The organism is Brachybacterium vulturis, assembly GCF_002407185.1.
In the GTDB taxonomy this organism is placed as follows: domain Bacteria; phylum Actinomycetota; class Actinomycetes; order Actinomycetales; family Dermabacteraceae; genus Brachybacterium; species Brachybacterium vulturis.
Genome location: NZ_CP023563.1, coordinates 3399352 through 3415139, shown reverse-complemented (window position 1 = coordinate 3415139; position 15788 = coordinate 3399352). Strand labels below are relative to the sequence as shown.

11 protein-coding genes are annotated in these 15788 nt (G+C 69.7%); 1 reads left to right on the top strand and 10 read right to left on the bottom strand.

Annotated elements, in window-relative coordinates; translation table 11 throughout:
• Positions 1-19 precede the first annotated feature (19 nt).
• The 7 genes from gcl to CFK38_RS15325 all read right to left on the bottom strand — a co-directional run bounded on the left by gcl (position 20) and on the right by CFK38_RS15325 (position 9189).
• Positions 20-1831, bottom strand: a complete 1812-nt coding sequence (gene gcl / locus CFK38_RS15355) for a glyoxylate carboligase (protein ID WP_096803861.1) — start codon at positions 1829-1831, stop codon at positions 20-22.
• A 27-nt stretch (positions 1832-1858) separates the two neighbouring features.
• The gene (locus CFK38_RS15350; RefSeq protein WP_096803860.1) at positions 1859-2755 is read right to left on the bottom strand and encodes a 2-hydroxy-3-oxopropionate reductase; all 897 of its coding nucleotides are present in this window, start codon (positions 2753-2755) and stop codon (positions 1859-1861) included.
• 51 nt (positions 2756-2806) lie between these two features.
• Positions 2807-3637 (bottom strand): hydroxypyruvate isomerase family protein, encoded by an 831-nt coding sequence (locus tag CFK38_RS15345; protein WP_096803859.1) that lies wholly within the window; start codon positions 3635-3637, stop codon positions 2807-2809.
• 207 nt (positions 3638-3844) lie between these two features.
• Complete coding sequence (locus CFK38_RS15340) at positions 3845-4687, bottom strand: bifunctional allantoicase/(S)-ureidoglycine aminohydrolase (protein ID WP_096803858.1); 843 nt, start codon at positions 4685-4687, stop codon at positions 3845-3847.
• Positions 4684-6069: a DUF6986 family protein gene (locus CFK38_RS15335; RefSeq protein ID WP_245851121.1), complete on the bottom strand. Its 1386-nt coding sequence runs from the start codon at positions 6067-6069 to the stop codon at positions 4684-4686. Before CFK38_RS15335 ends, CFK38_RS15340 begins: the two co-directional genes overlap by 4 nt.
• Positions 6066-7697, bottom strand: a complete 1632-nt coding sequence (gene aceB / locus CFK38_RS15330) for a malate synthase A (RefSeq protein ID WP_096803857.1) — start codon at positions 7695-7697, stop codon at positions 6066-6068. The genes CFK38_RS15335 and aceB overlap by 4 nt, the downstream gene beginning before the upstream one ends.
• Positions 7698-7767: 70 nt before the next feature.
• A complete protein-coding gene (locus CFK38_RS15325) occupies positions 7768-9189 on the bottom strand; it encodes an NAD-dependent malic enzyme (protein ID WP_096803856.1) in 1422 nt (473 codons plus the stop codon).
• A 233-nt stretch (positions 9190-9422) separates the two neighbouring features.
• Between CFK38_RS15325 and CFK38_RS15320 the strand changes: the two genes are divergently transcribed.
• Positions 9423-10196 (top strand): IclR family transcriptional regulator, encoded by a 774-nt coding sequence (locus tag CFK38_RS15320; protein WP_096803855.1) that lies wholly within the window; start codon positions 9423-9425, stop codon positions 10194-10196.
• A gap of 87 nt (positions 10197-10283) precedes the next feature.
• On the opposite strand, the gene aceE is transcribed toward CFK38_RS15320, so the two are convergent.
• The 3 genes from aceE to pucL all read right to left on the bottom strand — a co-directional run bounded on the left by aceE (position 10284) and on the right by pucL (position 15785).
• Entirely contained in the window at positions 10284-13070 is a 2787-nt protein-coding gene (gene aceE / locus CFK38_RS15315; protein WP_096803854.1) for a pyruvate dehydrogenase (acetyl-transferring), homodimeric type, read from the bottom strand.
• 93 nt (positions 13071-13163) lie between these two features.
• Positions 13164-14783, bottom strand: a complete 1620-nt coding sequence (locus tag CFK38_RS15310) for a nucleobase:cation symporter-2 family protein (protein WP_096803853.1) — start codon at positions 14781-14783, stop codon at positions 13164-13166.
• Between the two features lie 75 nt (positions 14784-14858).
• Positions 14859-15785: a factor-independent urate hydroxylase gene (gene pucL, locus CFK38_RS15305; RefSeq protein WP_096803852.1), complete on the bottom strand. Its 927-nt coding sequence runs from the start codon at positions 15783-15785 to the stop codon at positions 14859-14861.
• Positions 15786-15788: the final 3 nt, after the last annotated feature.

The following is a 15788-nucleotide window of genomic DNA, read 5'->3' as shown; positions in this document are numbered from 1 at the left end:
GCGGGTCGGCACGGTGGGACTACTTGCTCGCGAGGGCCGGGGCGGGCTCGGCGTCCTCGGTGAGCTCGGACAGGGGGGTGAGCGCGGTCGGGGCATCGGCCGCGGTCAGCGCCAGATCCTCGAACTCGTTCACGGAGTCGAGGCCGGCACCCATGGAGATGTTGGTGACGCGCTCGAGGATGACCTCGACCACCACGGGGACGCGGTGCTCATCGGCCAGGCGGTTCGCCTCGGAGAAGCCCGCGGCCAGGTCCGCCGGATCCTCGATCCGCACCGCCTTGCAGCCGAGCCCCTCGGCGACCTTGACGTGGTCGACGCCGTATCCCTTGGTCTCGGGGGAGTTGATGTTGTCGAAGGCCAGGGAGACGTGGTAGTCCATGTCGAAGCCGCGCTGGGACTGACGGATCAGGCCCAGGTAGGAGTTGTTGACGACCACGTGGATGTACGGGAGGTGGAACTGCGCACCGACGGCGAGCTCCTCGATCATGAACTGGAAGTCGTAGTCGCCCGAGAGCGCGACGACCTTCTCGTCCGGGTTGGCGCGCACGACGCCGAGCGCCGCCGGTCCGGTCCAGCCCAGCGGCCCGGCCTGGCCCGCGTTGATCCACTTCCGGGGCCCGTACACGTGCAGCATCTGGGCGCCGGCGATCTGGGAGAGCCCGATCGTGGAGACGTAGGTGGTGTCCCGGCCGAAGGCCGCGTTCATCTCCTGGTACACCCGCTGCGGCTTGATCGGGATGTTGTCGAAGTTGGTCTTGCGGTGCAGGGTGCCCTTGCGGGCGGTGCAGGCGTCGGCCCACTGCGACCAGTCCGGCAGTGAGGCCTTGCGCTCCCGGGCGACGGTCAGCAGCTGGTCCAGGGCGGCACCGGCGTCGGAGACGATGCCGAGATCGGGGCTGAAGACCCGGCCGATCTGGGTGGCCTCGATGTCGATGTGCACGAAGGTGCGATCGCCGCGGTAGGTGGCGAGGTCCCCGGTGTGGCGGTTGGCCCAGCGGTTGCCGATCCCGAGCACGACGTCCGACTCCAGGAAGGACTTGTTGCCGTAGCGGGTGTGGGTCTGGATGCCCACCATGCCCGCCTGCAGGCGATGGTCGTCCGGGATGCTGCCCCAGGCCATCAGGGTGGGGGAGACCGGGATGTTCAGCAGCTCGGCGAGCTCGACCAGCTGCGCGGAGGCGTTGGCGTTGATGACGCCGCCACCGGCGATGATGAGCGGCTTCTCCGCGCCGGCGAGCAGGTCGAGGACCTTCTCGATCTGGACCCTGCTGGCGGCCGGCTTGTCCGCCGGCAGCGGCTCGTAGGCGTCGATGTCGAACTCGATCTCCGCCATCTGCACGTTGATGGGGAGGTCCAGCAGCACCGGGCCGGGGCGGGCCGAGCGCATGATCTGGAACGCCTTGGCGAAGGTGCCGGGGACCAGACCGGGCTCGAGGATGGTCGAGGCGTACTTCGTGACGGGCTTGGCGATCGACTCGATGTCGACGGCCTGGAAGTCCTCCTTGTGCAGCACGGAGGTCGGTGCCTGGCCGGTGATGCACAGGATCGGGACGGAGTCCGCGGCGGCGGCGTACAGGCCGGTGATCATGTCGGTGCCGGCCGGGCCGGAGGTGCCGACGCAGATCCCGATGCCGCCCGTGGCGCGGGAGTAGCCGTCCGCGGCGTGCGAGGCACCCTCGACGTGGCGGTGCAGGGTGTGGCGGATCCCGCCGTGCTCGCGCATGGCCGAGTAGAAGGGGTTGATGGCGGCGCCGGGGAGACCGAAGGTCTCGGTGGCGCCCTCCTTCTCCAGGATCAGGGCGATGGCGTCCACAGTGCGCATGCGAGTCATGATGTTCTCCTTCGAAGCAACAGGGGGTCAGGCGCGGGCGTCGTCGCCCGGGCGGGTCGAGAGCGCCTCGACCAGGGTGAACAGACCGGAATGGTCCAGGCCGCCGTCGCCGCGGGCGACGGTGGCTCCGACCTGCTGGGCCACGAGGGAGCCGAGGGGGATGGTGACCCCCGCCTCACGGGCGGCCGAGGTCACGATGCCCATGTCCTTGTGGTGCAGCTCGAGACGGAAACCGGGGGCGAAGTCCCGGTCCAGGAGCTTCTGGCCCTTCTGCTCGAGCACCTTGGAGCCGGCCAGGCCGCCTCCCAGGACCTTGAGGGCGGCGGTCGTGTCCACGCCGTAGGCCTCGAGGAAGACGACTGCTTCGCTGACCGCCTGGATGTTGGCGGCGACGATGAGCTGGTTGGCCGCCTTGACGGTCTGCCCGGAGCCGGAGGGGCCCACGTGCACGATCGTCTTCCCGACGCCCTGGAGCACCTCGTCCACGGCCTCGACGTCCGCCGTCTCGCCACCGATCATGATGGACAGCGCACCGGAGATCGCGCCGGCCTCGCCGCCGGAGACCGGGGCATCCAGCGGGCGCAGCCCGGCCTCGCGGGCCTGCTCGGCGAGCGCCGCGGCGACATCGGGGCGGATCGTGGAGGCGTCGATCCACAGGGCGCCGGCGGAGGCGTTCGCGAAGACTCCCTCCTCGCCGCTGACGACGGCCTCGACGTCGGGGGAGTCCGGGAGCATCGTGATGATCACCTCGGCCTCGCGCACGGCGTCGGCGACGGAGTCAGCGCCCTTGCCGCCCGCCTCGACGAGGGCATCGATCTTCCCGCGGGAGCGGTTGAATCCGGTGACGTCGTGGCCGGCGGTGACGAGGTTCTTGGCCATGGGCAGTCCCATGATTCCGAGTCCGATGACAGCGATCTTGGTCATGTCGGGGTCCTTTCGCAGAGTGTTGCGCGTGGAGAGGGGGAGGAGCGGGGGTCAGCTGGTCGCGGCGGCGGGCTGGGAGAACCAGTCGAAGGCCGTGGCGCGGTCCTGCTTGTACTCGAGGGCGACGCCGCCCTCGTAGCCCAGGGCGCGCGAGCGCTGGATCCACTGGTCCAGGGGCAGGTCCCCGGTGCCCGGGGCACCGCGGCCGGGGGAGTCGGCGATCTGGATGTGCCCGAACTCGGCGGCGTGCGCCTCGATCACGGCGGCGACGTCCTCGCCGTTGACGGCGAGGTGGTAGAAGTCGGCGAGCAGAGCGATGTTCTCCACCCCTTCTGCGCGCACCCGGTCGATGATCGCGAGCGCTTCGGCCGCGGTCTTCAGGGGGTAGGCGTCGGCTCCGGAGACCGGCTCGAGCAGCACGGTGCCGCCGAAGGCGGCGACGGCGCGGGCCGCGAGCGCGAGGTTGGCCACGGCGGTCTCGTCCTGGGCGGCCGGGTCCTGACCCTCGATGCGCAGGCCGTACAGGGCGTTGAACGCGCGGCAGCCGAGACGTTCGCCGAGTGCGGCGACGACCTCGACGTTCGCGGCGAACTCCTCTTCGCGGCCGGGGGAGGAGACGATCCCGCGGTCGCCGCCGGGCATGTCGCCGGCGAAGAAGTTCAGCCCCACCAGCTGGACGCCGGCGGCTTCGATCGAGGCGACGAAGTCGTCGATCTCCTGCTGGGTCGGGGTGGCGCTGTCGAAGGGCCACCAGAACTCGACGCGCTCGAAGCCGGCGTCGCGGGCGGCCTGGGCCCGCTCGAGCACCGGCAGCTCGGACAGCAGCGTCGTGCAGTTGATGGTGAAGTCTCGGGGCGACGGCGTGGTGCTGGTGCTGGACATGGATTGCCCCCTCGGGTCGTCGATGGTGGATCACGGAACCGGCGGTTCTCGTACTGTGGAAGAATTATTCCTTGTGATGGAAACACTACGGGGTGGAGGTGGCGGCGTCAACCTCTTCGGGACGGCGATCGCCTGCCGTGGTGCCGACGATCCCCGGCCGCTGCAGCGCGTGACCGGGGATCGCAGGTGGGAGGGGCGGTGAGGTGATCAGCCCAGGAACGGCATGTGCCGGTGCATGTCCTTGTAGAGCAGGTAGCGGAAGCGACCGGGGCCTCCGGCGTAGCAGGCCTGCGGGCAGAAGGCGCGCAGCCACATGAAGTCGCCGGCCTCCACCTCGACCCAGTCCTGGTTCAGGCGGTACACGGCCTTGCCCTCGAGCACGTAGAGGCCGTGCTCCATGACATGGGTCTCCGCGAACGGGATGGTGCCGCCGGGCTCGAAGGAGACCACCGTGACGTGCATGTCGTGGCGGAGGTCATCGGGGTCCACGAAGCGGGTCGTGGCCCAGGCGCCGTCCGTGTCCGGCATCGGGGTGGGGGTGATGTCCTGCTCGTTCGTCACGAAGGCGGCCGGCAGCTCGATGCCCTCGACGCGCTGGTACCGCTTGCGGATCCAGTGCCAGGTGGCGGGCGCGGTGCCGGTGTTGCGCACCGTCCACGTCGTCTCCGGTGGGATGAAGGCGTAGCCGCCGGGGCCCATCGTGTGCGTGGTCCCGTCGATCACGACGGTCAGCTCGCCGTCCATGAGGAACAGGACGCTCTCCGCCTCGGGATCGGTCTCCGGGCTCTCGCTGCCGCCGCCGGGGGCGACCTCCATGAGGTACTGGGAGAAGGTCTCGGCGAAGCCGCTCAGCGGCCGTGCCAGCACCCAGAGCCGGGTCTGGTCCCAGAACGGGAGACGACTGGTGACGATGTCGCGCAGGGTCCCGTGCGGGATGACCGCGTAGGACTCGGTGAACATGGCCCGGTCCGTCAGCAGGTCGGTCTGCGGGGGCAGGCCGCCGGGCGGGATCTGGTAGGTGGGGGTGCGGGTGGATGTCGAGGGGGTCATGCGGGTGAACCTCCAGGGGCGGTGGGCGACGGCGACGGCGTGGTGCCTGCGGCGGCGCGCGGATGGGCCAGGGCGACCAGCTGCTGCGGATCCAGACCCGTCGCGCTGCGCAGCCGGTCCTCGGACACCGCACCGCACAGGAGGCCGCGGTGGACGAAGCGGGCCAGGGCGCGTGCCGTCGCCGGCTCGTCCATGACCGCGGACTCGATCTTCTCCACGTAGTTGCGCAGCCGCACGGCGGCCGCCGGGAAGCCCTCGGTGAAGAAGAAGTACGTCGCCAGGAAGCGCGTCGGCAGCTGCGCGGGATGCAGGTCCCATCCCTGGTAGTAGCCGTGCTCGAGGGAGCGCCGCACCAGACGGGCATGGTTCGCCCAGGCCGCCTGCCGGTGCGCCGGATCGCCAAGGGGCAGGATGTTGGTGGACCCGTCGGACAGGCGCACCCCCGTCCCCGCCACGGCCACCTGCATGATCGCCTTGGCATGATCGGCCGCAGGATGCTCCATGGACTGGTACTCCGCGGCGATCTGCAGGCTGTCGGAATAGTCGTAGGTGCCGTAGTGGAGCGCCTCGACCCGGCCCTCGGTGCGATGGATGACATCGCCCAGCGGCGAGCGGCCGTCGACCCCCAGGATCAGCGGCGCGGTCTCCATCTGCACCTCGAAACGCAGTCGGCCGGGCGCGAGGCCGAGCTCCTGCTCGAGGCGCTCGCAGGCGCGCACCATCACCTGCACCTGCGCGAAGGTGCTGACCTTGGGCAGGGTGAGCACCAGGCCGACGGGGAGTCCGTCGGGGCTGACCCCGGCCTCCCGCAGCCCGCCGCTGCGCACCAGGGTGCTCACGAACAGGTCCAGGGTGCGCAGTCCGCGCTCCCGGGTCGCGGCCTCGAAGCACTTGAAGCGGATGCCGATGAAGGGGGGAGCGGTCCCGGCCCGGACGGCCTCGGCGACGGCCCGCGCCGCGGCGACCGCCTGCGCGTCCTCCGCCTGGTCGCCCCGGTCCCCGAAGCCGTCCTCGAAGTCGATCCGCAGATCCTCGATGGGCTCGGTGCGGAGCTTGTGCTCCACCGCGGCGAGCACCGCGGCCAGAGCCTCCGAGGAGGTTCCCGCTGGTGCCACGGTGGTGGCCAGCTCCTGCAGACCGTCGTCCGCGACCGCGGCCAGAGCGCGCTCGCCCCAGGTGCGGGGGAGATCCGGGGTGAAGGTGTCCGCCGGCACGTAGACCGTGTGCACGGGCTGACGGGTCCCGGGATCCCCGGGGAAGCAGCGCTCCAGCAGCTCATCGGTGGCGGCGAGCTCCTGGTCCGCGCTGCGGTGGAATCCTGCTCCGAGCACGCCCTCGGCGGTGCCTGCGTGCGTCGCGTCCTGCATATCCGTCGCGCTCATCGATCCCCCAGGACCTCGTAGGCGGGCAGGGTGAGGAAGTCGAGGTACTCCGTCTCCAGCACCAGCTTGGTCACCAGCTCGATCGCCGGCTCCACGTACTGCGTGAAGACCTCGTCCCCGAACTCCTCGTGGAGCACCTCGCGCTGGGTGCCGATGGCGGCCTGCACGAGGTCGACGGTGGCCTGGTTGCCGGTGTCCTGGTAGACGATCCCGTTGTGGATCTGCTGCCAGATCTGCGAGCGGGAGATCTCGGCCGTGGCCGCATCCTCCATGAGGTTGTTGATCGCCACGGCGCCGTTGCCGGAGAGCCACACCGCGACGTAGCGGAAGGCCACGTAGAGGTTCTGGTGGAGCTCCTCCTCCGTGCGGACCGAGCCGGCGCTGGCCACGTCCAGCAGCTGGTCCGCGGTGACCTCCACGTCCTCCCGGGTGCGATCGATCTGGTTGGGGCGGTCCCCGAGCACTCCGTCGAACACCTCGCGGCAGGTGCTCACGAGGTCCGGATGGGCGACCCAGGAGCCGTCGAAGCCGTCATCGGCCTCACGGGTCTTGTCCTGTCGGACCTTGTCGAACGCCGCGGCGGTGACCTCCGGCTCGCGCCGGTTGGGGATGAACGCCGCCATGCCGCCCATCGCGACGGCGCCGCGACGGTGGCAGGTCTTGACCAGGAGGTCCGTGTACGCCCGCATGAGGGGGGCCGTCATGGTCACGGACGAGCGGTCGGCGAGGATGAAGCGCTCGCCGGCGTCGCGGAAGGTCTTGATGATGCTGAACAGGTAGTCCCAGCGCCCGGCGTTCAGCCCGGAGGCGTGATCGCGCAGCTCGTAGAGGATCTCCTCCATCTCGAAGGCCGCCGGGATGGTCTCGATCAGGACGGTGGCGCGGACGGTCCCGTGCTCGATGCCGAGATGCTGCTCGGCGACCGTGAACACCTCGTCCCACAGACGGGCCTCGAGATGGGATTCCAGCTTGGGCAGGTAGTAGTACGGGCCGTGGCCGTTCTCGAGCAGCTGCGCGGCCGTGTGGAAGAAGTGCAGGCCGAAGTCGACCAGCGAGGCGGAGGCGCTCTCGCCGCCGATGCGCACGTTGCGCTCGGGCAGGTGCAGACCACGCGGTCGGGTGACCACGACCGCGGTCGGCGCGTCCTCGCGCAGGCGGTACTCCTTGCCCTCCGGGGAGGTGAAGGCGAGAGAACCACGAGCCGCGTCGCGGAGATTGAGGATCCCGCCGATCTGATTGGCCCAGGTGGGGCTCGAGGCATCCTCGAGGTCCGCCAGCCAGATCTTCGCGCCGGAGTTCAGTGCGTTGATCGCCATCTTCGCGGGAGCCGCCGGGCCGGTCATCTCGACGCGACGATCCTGCAGGGCGGGGGGAGCGGCGGCCACGGTCCAGGAGTCGTCCTCCCGGATCGCGCGGGTCTCGGGCAGGAAGTCGAGCCGGCCGGAGGCGGAGGCCTGCTGGCGCTTCTCGGCGCGCAGCGCGAGCAGCTCGCGGCGGCGGGCGTCGAAGCGCTCGTGCAGCAGGGCGACGAAGTCGAGCGCCTCGGTGCTCAGGATCTCCTCGGCGTGCTCGAGACCCTCCGGGATGGTGGCCTCGAGGGTGGACGTGGTGCGGGTGGTGGCGGTCATGGTCTCTCCGTTCATGGGAACTGCGGAGGGCGGGGGGCGGTGGTGTCGTGCGGCCGGGCGGACCGGAGGGTCAGACGGCCACGGTCTCGACGGCAGCGGGGGCCGACGGCGCGGACGCGATGCTGCTGTGCACGGCGTCGGCCACGGCCGGGGCGACGGTGGAGTCGAAGACGCTGGGAACGATGTAGCTCGCGTTGAGCTCCCCTGCGCGCACGCAGTCGGCGATCGCGCGGGCGGCGGCGACCAGCATCTCGGTGCGGATCTCGGCGGCGTCCGCATCCAGCAGTCCGCGGAACAGGCCGGGGAAGGCCAGGACGTTGTTGATCTGGTTGGGGAAGTCGGAGCGGCCGGTCGCGACCACGGCGGCGTGGCGTGCGGCGGCCAGCGGGTCGACCTCGGGCGTCGGGTTCGCCATCGCGAACACGATCGAGTCCTCGGCCATCGCGGCGACGTCCTCCTCGTCGAGGATGTTCGGGCCGGAGACTCCGATGAAGACATCCGCGCCGACCATGGCCTCCTTCAGCGTCCCGGTGAAGTCGTCGGAGTTGGTGTTCTCGGCGATCCAGCGGCGGTGGTCGTCGGAGAGGTCACGTCCCCGGTGCACCGCCCCCTGGCGATCGCAGGCGATGATGCGCCCGGCGCCCTCGTGGTGCAGCAGCTGGATGATCGCGTGGCCCGCGGCGCCGACGCCGGAGACGACGATGCGGGTGTCCTCGATCTTCTTGTCGACCACGCGCAGCGCGTTGTACAGCGCGGCCAGGGCGACGATCGCGGTGCCGTGCTGGTCGTCGTGGAAGACGGGGATGTCCAGCTCGTCCTGCAGGCGGGCGAGGATCTCGAAGCACCGCGGCGCGGCGATGTCCTCGAGGTTGATGCCGCCGTAGACCGGGGCGATCGCCTTGACGATCCGGATGATCTCCTCGGTGTCGGTGGTGTCGAGGCAGACCGGCCAGGCGTCGACGTCCGCGAAGGACTTGAACAGGGCGGCCTTGCCCTCCATCACCGGCAGCGCGGCCGCCGGTCCGATGTCTCCCAGCCCCAGCACGGCGGTGCCGTCGGTGACGACCGCGACCGTGTTGCGCTTGATGGTCAGCCGGCGGGCATCGGCCGGGTTCTCGTGGATCGCCATGCACACGCGGGCGACCCCGGGCGTGTAGGCGCGGGAGAGATCATCGCGGTTGCGCAGGGAGACCCGAGGGGTGACCTCGATCTTCCCGCCGAGATGGATGAGGAAGGTGCGATCGGAGACCTTGCGGACCGTGACCCCGTCCTGCTCCTCGAGGGCGGCGACGACGCGGTCGCGGTGGTCGTCGTCGACCACATTGCAGCTGACGTCCACGATGAGGTGGTCCGAGGCGGACTCGACGATGTCGAGGGCGGTGACGGCGGCTCCGGCGACAGCGACACTGGAGGCGATGGTGCTGGTCGCGTCGATGCTGGCGGGGATCTGAACTCGTAGGATGAGCGAGTGTCCGGGACTGGGGGCGGCCATGTCATGTCCTCCTGGGTGACGTGCGATCTGGATGTTCCCTGCAGCGGTGCCCGGGCGGGCGCAGCTGCCAGGAGCTGACTGGAGCCAGCTATGGAAGTTTTATTCCGCATGATGGATACTATGGTTGTCGGGGGCCGAGCGCAAGGCCGTACTTCCCGGTAGGACATGATCACTACGATGGAATCCACCCGGTCGCAGGCGCGGTCGGCGTGAACGACGAGATGAGGGGCCAGATGGCGACCAAGCAGAGTGCAGGCGGAGTGCAGTCCGTGGAACGGGCCTTCCACCTGCTCGAGGTGATCGCGGCCGCCGATGGGGAGATCTCGCTCAGCGCCCTGGCGCAGTCCGTCGATCTCCCGCTGCCCACGATCCATCGCCTGCTGCGCACGCTGGTCACCCCGGGATACGTCCGCCAGCTCCCCAACCGCGCCTATGTGCTGGGCCCGCGACTGATCTGGCTCGGCGAATCCGCCACCCGCCAGCTGGGCCCCACCGGACGGCCGGTGCTGCAGCGCCTCGCGGACGAGCTGGGGGAGTCGGCCAACATGGCGGCGCTCGACGGCCAGATGATCGTCTATGTCGGCCAGGTCCAGTCCAGCCGCTCGATGCGCATGTTCACCGAGGTCGGTCGGCGTGCCTACCCGCATGCGACCGGCGTCGGCAAGGCGATCCTCGCCGGGATGCCGGACTCGGAGGTCGAGAAGATCGTCCGGGCCACCGGCATGCCGCAGCCGACGCCGAAGTCCGCGGCCACATTCGATGAGCTGCTGGAGCGGCTGGAGGTGGTGCGCGCACAGGGATACGCGATCGACGAGGAGGAGCAGGAGCTCGGGGTGCGCTGCTACTCGATGGCGGTCCCCGGGGAGCATTCGCGGATCGCGATCTCGGTCTCCGGACCGTCCTCCCGGGTGGACGCCGCGTTCGGCGAGCGTGCCGTGCCGCTGCTGCGGGCCGCCGCCGCGCAGCTCTCGCGGGAGATGCGCCTGGACCAGAACGTGAACGCCTGAACCGTCCAGCTCCGCCCGTTCACCGGGCGGGCCCACCGCCCCCGTCCTCGCCGCGGCTGTTCCGCGAGAGGGCGGGGGCGGCGGCGTTCAGGCGTCCCCGCCGGTGGCCCCGCTGGTGCCCGACGCGGGGTCGTTGAGCCGGTAGCGGTCGATCGCCTGCCGCGGTGCCTCGGCGGGCATCTCGCCCCGGGCCGCGAGCATCTGCAGGGTGCGCACCACCACGCTGTGGGTGTCGGTCCCGAAGAACCGGCGGGCGCCGGCCCGCGTATCGGAGAACCCGAACCCGTCGGTCCCCAGGGTCGCGAAATCGTTCGGGACCAGATGGCGGATCTGATCGGGGACCTCGGAGCAGAAGTCGGAGACGGCGACCACCGGCCCCTGTGCCCCGGCCAGCTTCTGCGTCACGTAGGGGATGCGGGTGGGCTGCTCCGGGTGGCGGAACGTCTGCTTCTCCGCCTCCAGGCCGTCGCGGCGCAGCTGGTTCCACGAGGTCACCGACCAGACGGTGGCCGCGACGCCCCATTCCTCGGCGAGGATCTGCTGGGCCTCGATGGTCCAGGGGACGGCGACGCCGGAGGCGAGCAGCTGGGCCTGCGGCCGGTCCTCCGCACCGGCGGGAGCGGGCGAGACCTGGTGGATGCCCCGGAGGATCCCGTCGACGTCGACGTCCTCCGGCTCGACCGGCTGCTGGATCGGCTCGTTGTACACGGTGAGGTAGTACATGACGTCGTGGTCCTCGTCCGCGGTGCCGTACATCTGCTCGATGCCGCGCCGGACGATGTGCCCGATCTCGTACCCGAAGGCGGGGTCGTAGTGGATGACCGCGGGATTGGTCGACGCCAGGACGGGGGAGTGCCCGTCCATGTGCTGCAGCCCCTCGCCGGCCAAGGTGGTGCGACCGGCGGTGGCACCGATCACGAATCCTCGCGCCAGCTGATCGGCGGCGGCCCAGAAGGAGTCCCCGGTGCGCTGGAAGCCGAACATCGAGTAGAAGACGTAGACCGGGACCATCGGTTCGCCCTGGGTGGCGTAGGAGGTGCCGGCGGCGGTGAAGGCAGAGGTCGCCCCCGCCTCGTTGATGCCGGGATGCAGGATGACCCCCTGCGAGGACTCCTTGTAGGACAGGAACAGCTCGCGGTCCACCGAGAGGTACTTCTGCCCGTCGGGGTGGTAGATCTTCGCCGTGGGGAAGAAAGCGTCCATGCCGAAGGTGCGGGACTCGTCCGGGACGATCGGCACGATCCGATGGCCGAAGGAGGGATCCTTCATGAGGTCCTTGAGCAGCCGCACGAAGGCCATGGTGGTCGCCGCGCTGTTCTTGCCGCTGCCGCGGGCGGCGGAGGCATAGGCCTTCGCCGGCGGCAGGGCGATCGGCGTTCTCGACGGCCGCCGCTCGGGCAGGGGCCCGCCCAGCTCGCGCCTGCGCTCCAGCAGGTACTCGAGCTCGGGTGATCCGGGAGCGGGCCGGTAGTACGGAGGGGCGTACGGATCGGCGTCCAGCTCCTGGTCCGAGATCGGGATGCGCAGATGATCGCGGAAGCCCTTGAGGTCCTCGATGGTCATCGTCTTCATCTGATGGGTGGCGTTGCGGCTCTCGAACCGGCTGCCCAGGCCGTGCCCCTTGACGGACTTCGCGAGGATCACGGTGGGGGCACCGGTGTGCTCGACCGCCGCGCGGTAGGCCGCATACACCTTGCGGGGATCATGCGCACCGCGCCGCAGGGCCCAGATCTCATCATCGGTGAGGGAGCTGACGAGGTCCTTGGTGACCGGGGAGCGGCCGAAGAAGTTGTCCCGGACGAAGCCGCCGGATTCTCCCTTGTAGGTCTGATAGTCCCCGTCGAGGGTCTCGTTCATGATCCGGATCAGCTCACCGGACTCGTCCTGCTCCAGCAGCGGATCCCAGCCGCTGCCCCAGACGACCTTCACCACGTTCCATCCGGCACCGCGGAAGAAGCTCTCGAGCTCCTGGATGATCTTGCCGTTCCCGCGGACCGGGCCGTCCAGCCGCTGGAGGTTGCAGTTGACCACGAAGGTGAGGTTGTCGAGCCGTTCGTTCGCCGCGTGCTGCAGCAGCCCGCGGCTCTCCGGCTCATCCATCTCCCCGTCGCCGAGGAACGCCCACACCCGCTGCTGCGAGGTGTCCTTGATCCCGCGGTCATGGAGGTAGCGGTTGAACTGCGCCTGATAGATCGCGTTCATCGGGCCGATCCCCATGGAGACGGTCGGGAACTGCCAGAAGTCCGGCAGGCCCCGCGGATGGGGGTAGGAGGGCAGCCCGTTCTCGGCAGCGGTCTTCTCCTGCCGGAAGCCGTTCAGCTGCTCCTGTGTCAGCCGTCCCTCGAGGAAGGCGCGCGCGTAGTTCCCGGGCGAGGAGTGCCCCTGCCAGAACACCTGGTCGCCGCCGCCGGGATGATCCGGGCCGCGGAAGATGTGGTTCAGGCCCACCTCGTAGAGGGTGGAGATCCCGGCGTAGGAGGAGATGTGGCCGCCGACGCCGACGCCGGGGCGCTGGGCACGGTGCACCATGACCGCGGCGTTCCAGCGGATGATCGCGCGGTACTTGCGCTCCAGCTCCTCATCGCCGGGATAGTCGGGCTCGAGGTCCGCGGGAATGGTGTTGACGTAGTCGCTCGCGCCCACGGAGGGGGTGCTCACCCCGTGCAGGCGCGCCCGCTCCACCAGGGAGGTGAGGATGCGCTGCGCATGAGCCGCTCCGCGGGAGCGGACGAGCCCGTCCAGCGATGCCGCCCATTCGCGGTCCTCCTCGCGGTCCGGTCCCTGCTCCGGGGCGTCCGCCCGGTCCGGGGCCGTCGCCGTCGCGGGAGCCGCCTCGGGGTGGAACAGGGGGTCGGCGGGGGCCGTGGAGTTCATGCGGAGTCCTTTCATGGCGCCGCGGGGCGCCGCCGGGGGAGTCGTGATGCGGGGCCCGTCGGCTGCTGCCGGCGGGCCCCGCACGGGGAGGAGTCAGTGGTTCGAGGAGCGGGTGCTGCTCGGGGGAGAGGACGGGGACGAGGCCGGAGCGTTCTCGACCGGGAGCGGCTCGAGCGGCTCCTCGGTCTCCAGGTCGACCTCGCAGATGGGGACATCGACGATCTCGCCCTCCGCGGTGATGACCGGGACCTCCTGGCCGTTGCAGTCCACGAGCTTGCCGCCGGAGACGTAGTCGCCCTCCTTGAGCTGGCGGTTCAGGTGCTCGAGCGACTCGTAGGAGACGCCGCGGATGGGAGCGCGGGCGAAGACCGATCCTTCACCGGCGGGCGGATTGCCTGCCTTCAGCTCGTTGAACAGCAGGTTCAGCAGGACCGCGACGACGGCGGCGGAGCTGATGCCGGAGTGGAAGATGGTCTGGAACCAGGACGGGAAGGCATCGTAGATGTCCGGCTTGACGACCGGGAGCATGCCGGCGCCGAGGGACGCGGCGACGATGATCATGTTCGAGGTGCCCTGGTAGTTCACCTTCCCCAGCGTGCGGATGCCCGAGACGGCCACGGTGCCGAACAGCACGATCCCGGCGCCGCCGAGGACGGGCGAGGGGATGGCGGCGACGAGCCGCCCGAGGACGGGGAGCAGACCGAGGATGACGAGGATCCCGCCACCGGCGGTGACCACGAAGCGGCTGGTGACTCCGGTGATCGCGACCAGGCCGACGTTCTGGGCGAAGGCGCTCTGGGTGAAGCTGTTGAACACGGGGGAGACGAACGAGGCGGCCATGTCCGCGCGCAGTCCGTTGGCGATGCGCTTGCTGTCCACCTCGGTGTCCACGATCTCGCCCACGGCGATGATGTCCGCGGTGGTCTCGGTGAGGATCACGAGCACGACGATCGTCATCGAGACGATGGAGGCGATCTCGAAGACGGGCGGCCCGAACGCGAACGGACGGGGCAGCTCGAAGTACGGGCCGTCCAGGATCTTGCTGAAGTCCGCCTGACCGGTGAGGGCGCCCAGTGCCGTGCCCAGCACGATGCCCAGCAGGATCGAGAGCCGGGAGATCGCGGCGTTGCCCAGCTTGGACAGCAGCAGGATGATCAGCAGCGTGGCGAACCCGAGGCCGATGTTGCCCAGGGAGGCGTACTCCGGGGCCTCGGAGTTGTTGCCCATGATCCATCCGCCCGCGACCGGGAAGAGCGACAGGCCGATGGCGGCGATCACGACACCGGTCACGACCGGCGGGAAGAACCGGACGATCCGGGAGAAGAACGGGGCGATGAGGAAGCCGATGGCGGCAGAGGCCATGACCGCGCCGAACACGGCCTGGATGCCGCCGGGGCCGCTGACGATGGCGGTCATGGTGGCGACGCTCGCGAAGGAGGTCCCCTGGACCAGGGGCAGCTGCGAGCCGAAGAAGCGGATCCCGAAGGACTGCAGGATCGTCGCCAGCCCGCCGATGAACAGGCAGCAGGCGATCAGGACGGCCTGCTGATCCGTCGACACCCCGGCAGCACCGCCGATGATCAGCGGTGGGGCGATGATCCCGCCGTACATGGTCAGGACGTGCTGCAGGCCGTAGCCGAAACTCTTCTTGATCCCGAGGTTCTCGTCCTCGGGGCGTACTGAGGACCTCGTGGCCTCTGTGGTGACGCTCATGCTCTTACTCCTTTGTAAGGGGGGAGACAGTCCGGGGCCCGCACTGCGCGGCGGGCCCCGGCTGCAGGGGAGGGTTCAGCAGAAGCCGCTGATCCCCATCCAGGCGTCCTCGGCGGTCGGCGCACCCTTGCGCTGGATGGTGGCCTCGATGAGGCCGAAGGGACGATCTGCCGCGTAGTGCGTCTCGAGGTTGTTCTCGATGCCGGCGAAGCTCAGGTCGTAGACGAAGTGGTGCTTGTTGGGGCAGGAGAACTTGATCTCGTCGATCTCCGGGTGGGCCGAGAGCACGGCCTTGCCCATGTGGTGGAGGGTCTCCTGGAGCGCACGCGAGTAGTGGTCGGTGAACTTCTCGAGCATGATCTGCTTCACGCTGCGGTAGATGGCGTCGTAGTCGACATCGGTGCTGTTGTAGCGCCACCGGGTCGCGATGTCCGTGGACATCACGCGGTCCTCGGTCTCCTTCAGGGTGGTGAAGCGATCCTTCGGGTACCCCGTGAACCCGGACTGCGTGGACTTCAGGACCGTGAGGCCGTAGAAGCCGGAGATGACGGTGCGCTTCTCGCCGTCGGTGACCAGCACCGCGGTGCGCTTCTCCTGCTTGGACTCGACGAAGCAGTGGTCATGGTCGTTGATCCGCTCCCAGGCGTGCTCCTCGGCGGCCCAGCGGCCACCGGAGATCCACTCGAACTCGGAGGTGAAGTGATCCGACAGGGCGAGCAGGAGCTGCTCGGGGGACTTGACCCCCTCGGTCTGGGCGAAGGCGAAGACCGTGTTCTTCTGGGTGTCGGTCGGGATGCAGTGGGCGTTGTCGCCCTCGGTGTGCATGGCCTCGAGGTCGCCGCGCAGCTGCGAGGAGACGGTGACGTCCCGGATCTCGTGGCGGTCGGTGTCCCGGGCGATGCGGACGACGTGGTTCTCGGCCTTGCCGTACTGGGTGGGGCCGAGGACGATCTTGGCGGTCTCGGGATCATCCGTGGTGCGATCCTGGATCGTGTCAGTCATGTG

Coding starts and splice junctions, on each gene's coding strand:
- gcl (WP_096803861.1), bottom strand. CDS start 1,831: ATGACTCGCATGCGCACTGTGGACGCCATCGCCCTGATCCTGGAGAAG.
- aceE (WP_096803854.1), bottom strand. CDS start 13,070: ATGAACTCCACGGCCCCCGCCGACCCCCTGTTCCACCCCGAGGCGGCT.
- aceB (WP_096803857.1), bottom strand. CDS start 7,697: ATGACCGCCACCACCCGCACCACGTCCACCCTCGAGGCCACCATCCCG.
- CFK38_RS15335 (WP_245851121.1), bottom strand. CDS start 6,069: ATGAGCGCGACGGATATGCAGGACGCGACGCACGCAGGCACCGCCGAG.
- CFK38_RS15310 (WP_096803853.1), bottom strand. CDS start 14,783: ATGAGCGTCACCACAGAGGCCACGAGGTCCTCAGTACGCCCCGAGGAC.
- CFK38_RS15320 (WP_096803855.1), top strand. CDS start 9,423: ATGGCGACCAAGCAGAGTGCAGGCGGAGTGCAGTCCGTGGAACGGGCC.
- CFK38_RS15325 (WP_096803856.1), bottom strand. CDS start 9,189: ATGGCCGCCCCCAGTCCCGGACACTCGCTCATCCTACGAGTTCAGATC.
- CFK38_RS15340 (WP_096803858.1), bottom strand. CDS start 4,687: ATGACCCCCTCGACATCCACCCGCACCCCCACCTACCAGATCCCGCCC.
- CFK38_RS15345 (WP_096803859.1), bottom strand. CDS start 3,637: ATGTCCAGCACCAGCACCACGCCGTCGCCCCGAGACTTCACCATCAAC.
- pucL (WP_096803852.1), bottom strand. CDS start 15,785: ATGACTGACACGATCCAGGATCGCACCACGGATGATCCCGAGACCGCC.
- CFK38_RS15350 (WP_096803860.1), bottom strand. CDS start 2,755: ATGACCAAGATCGCTGTCATCGGACTCGGAATCATGGGACTGCCCATG.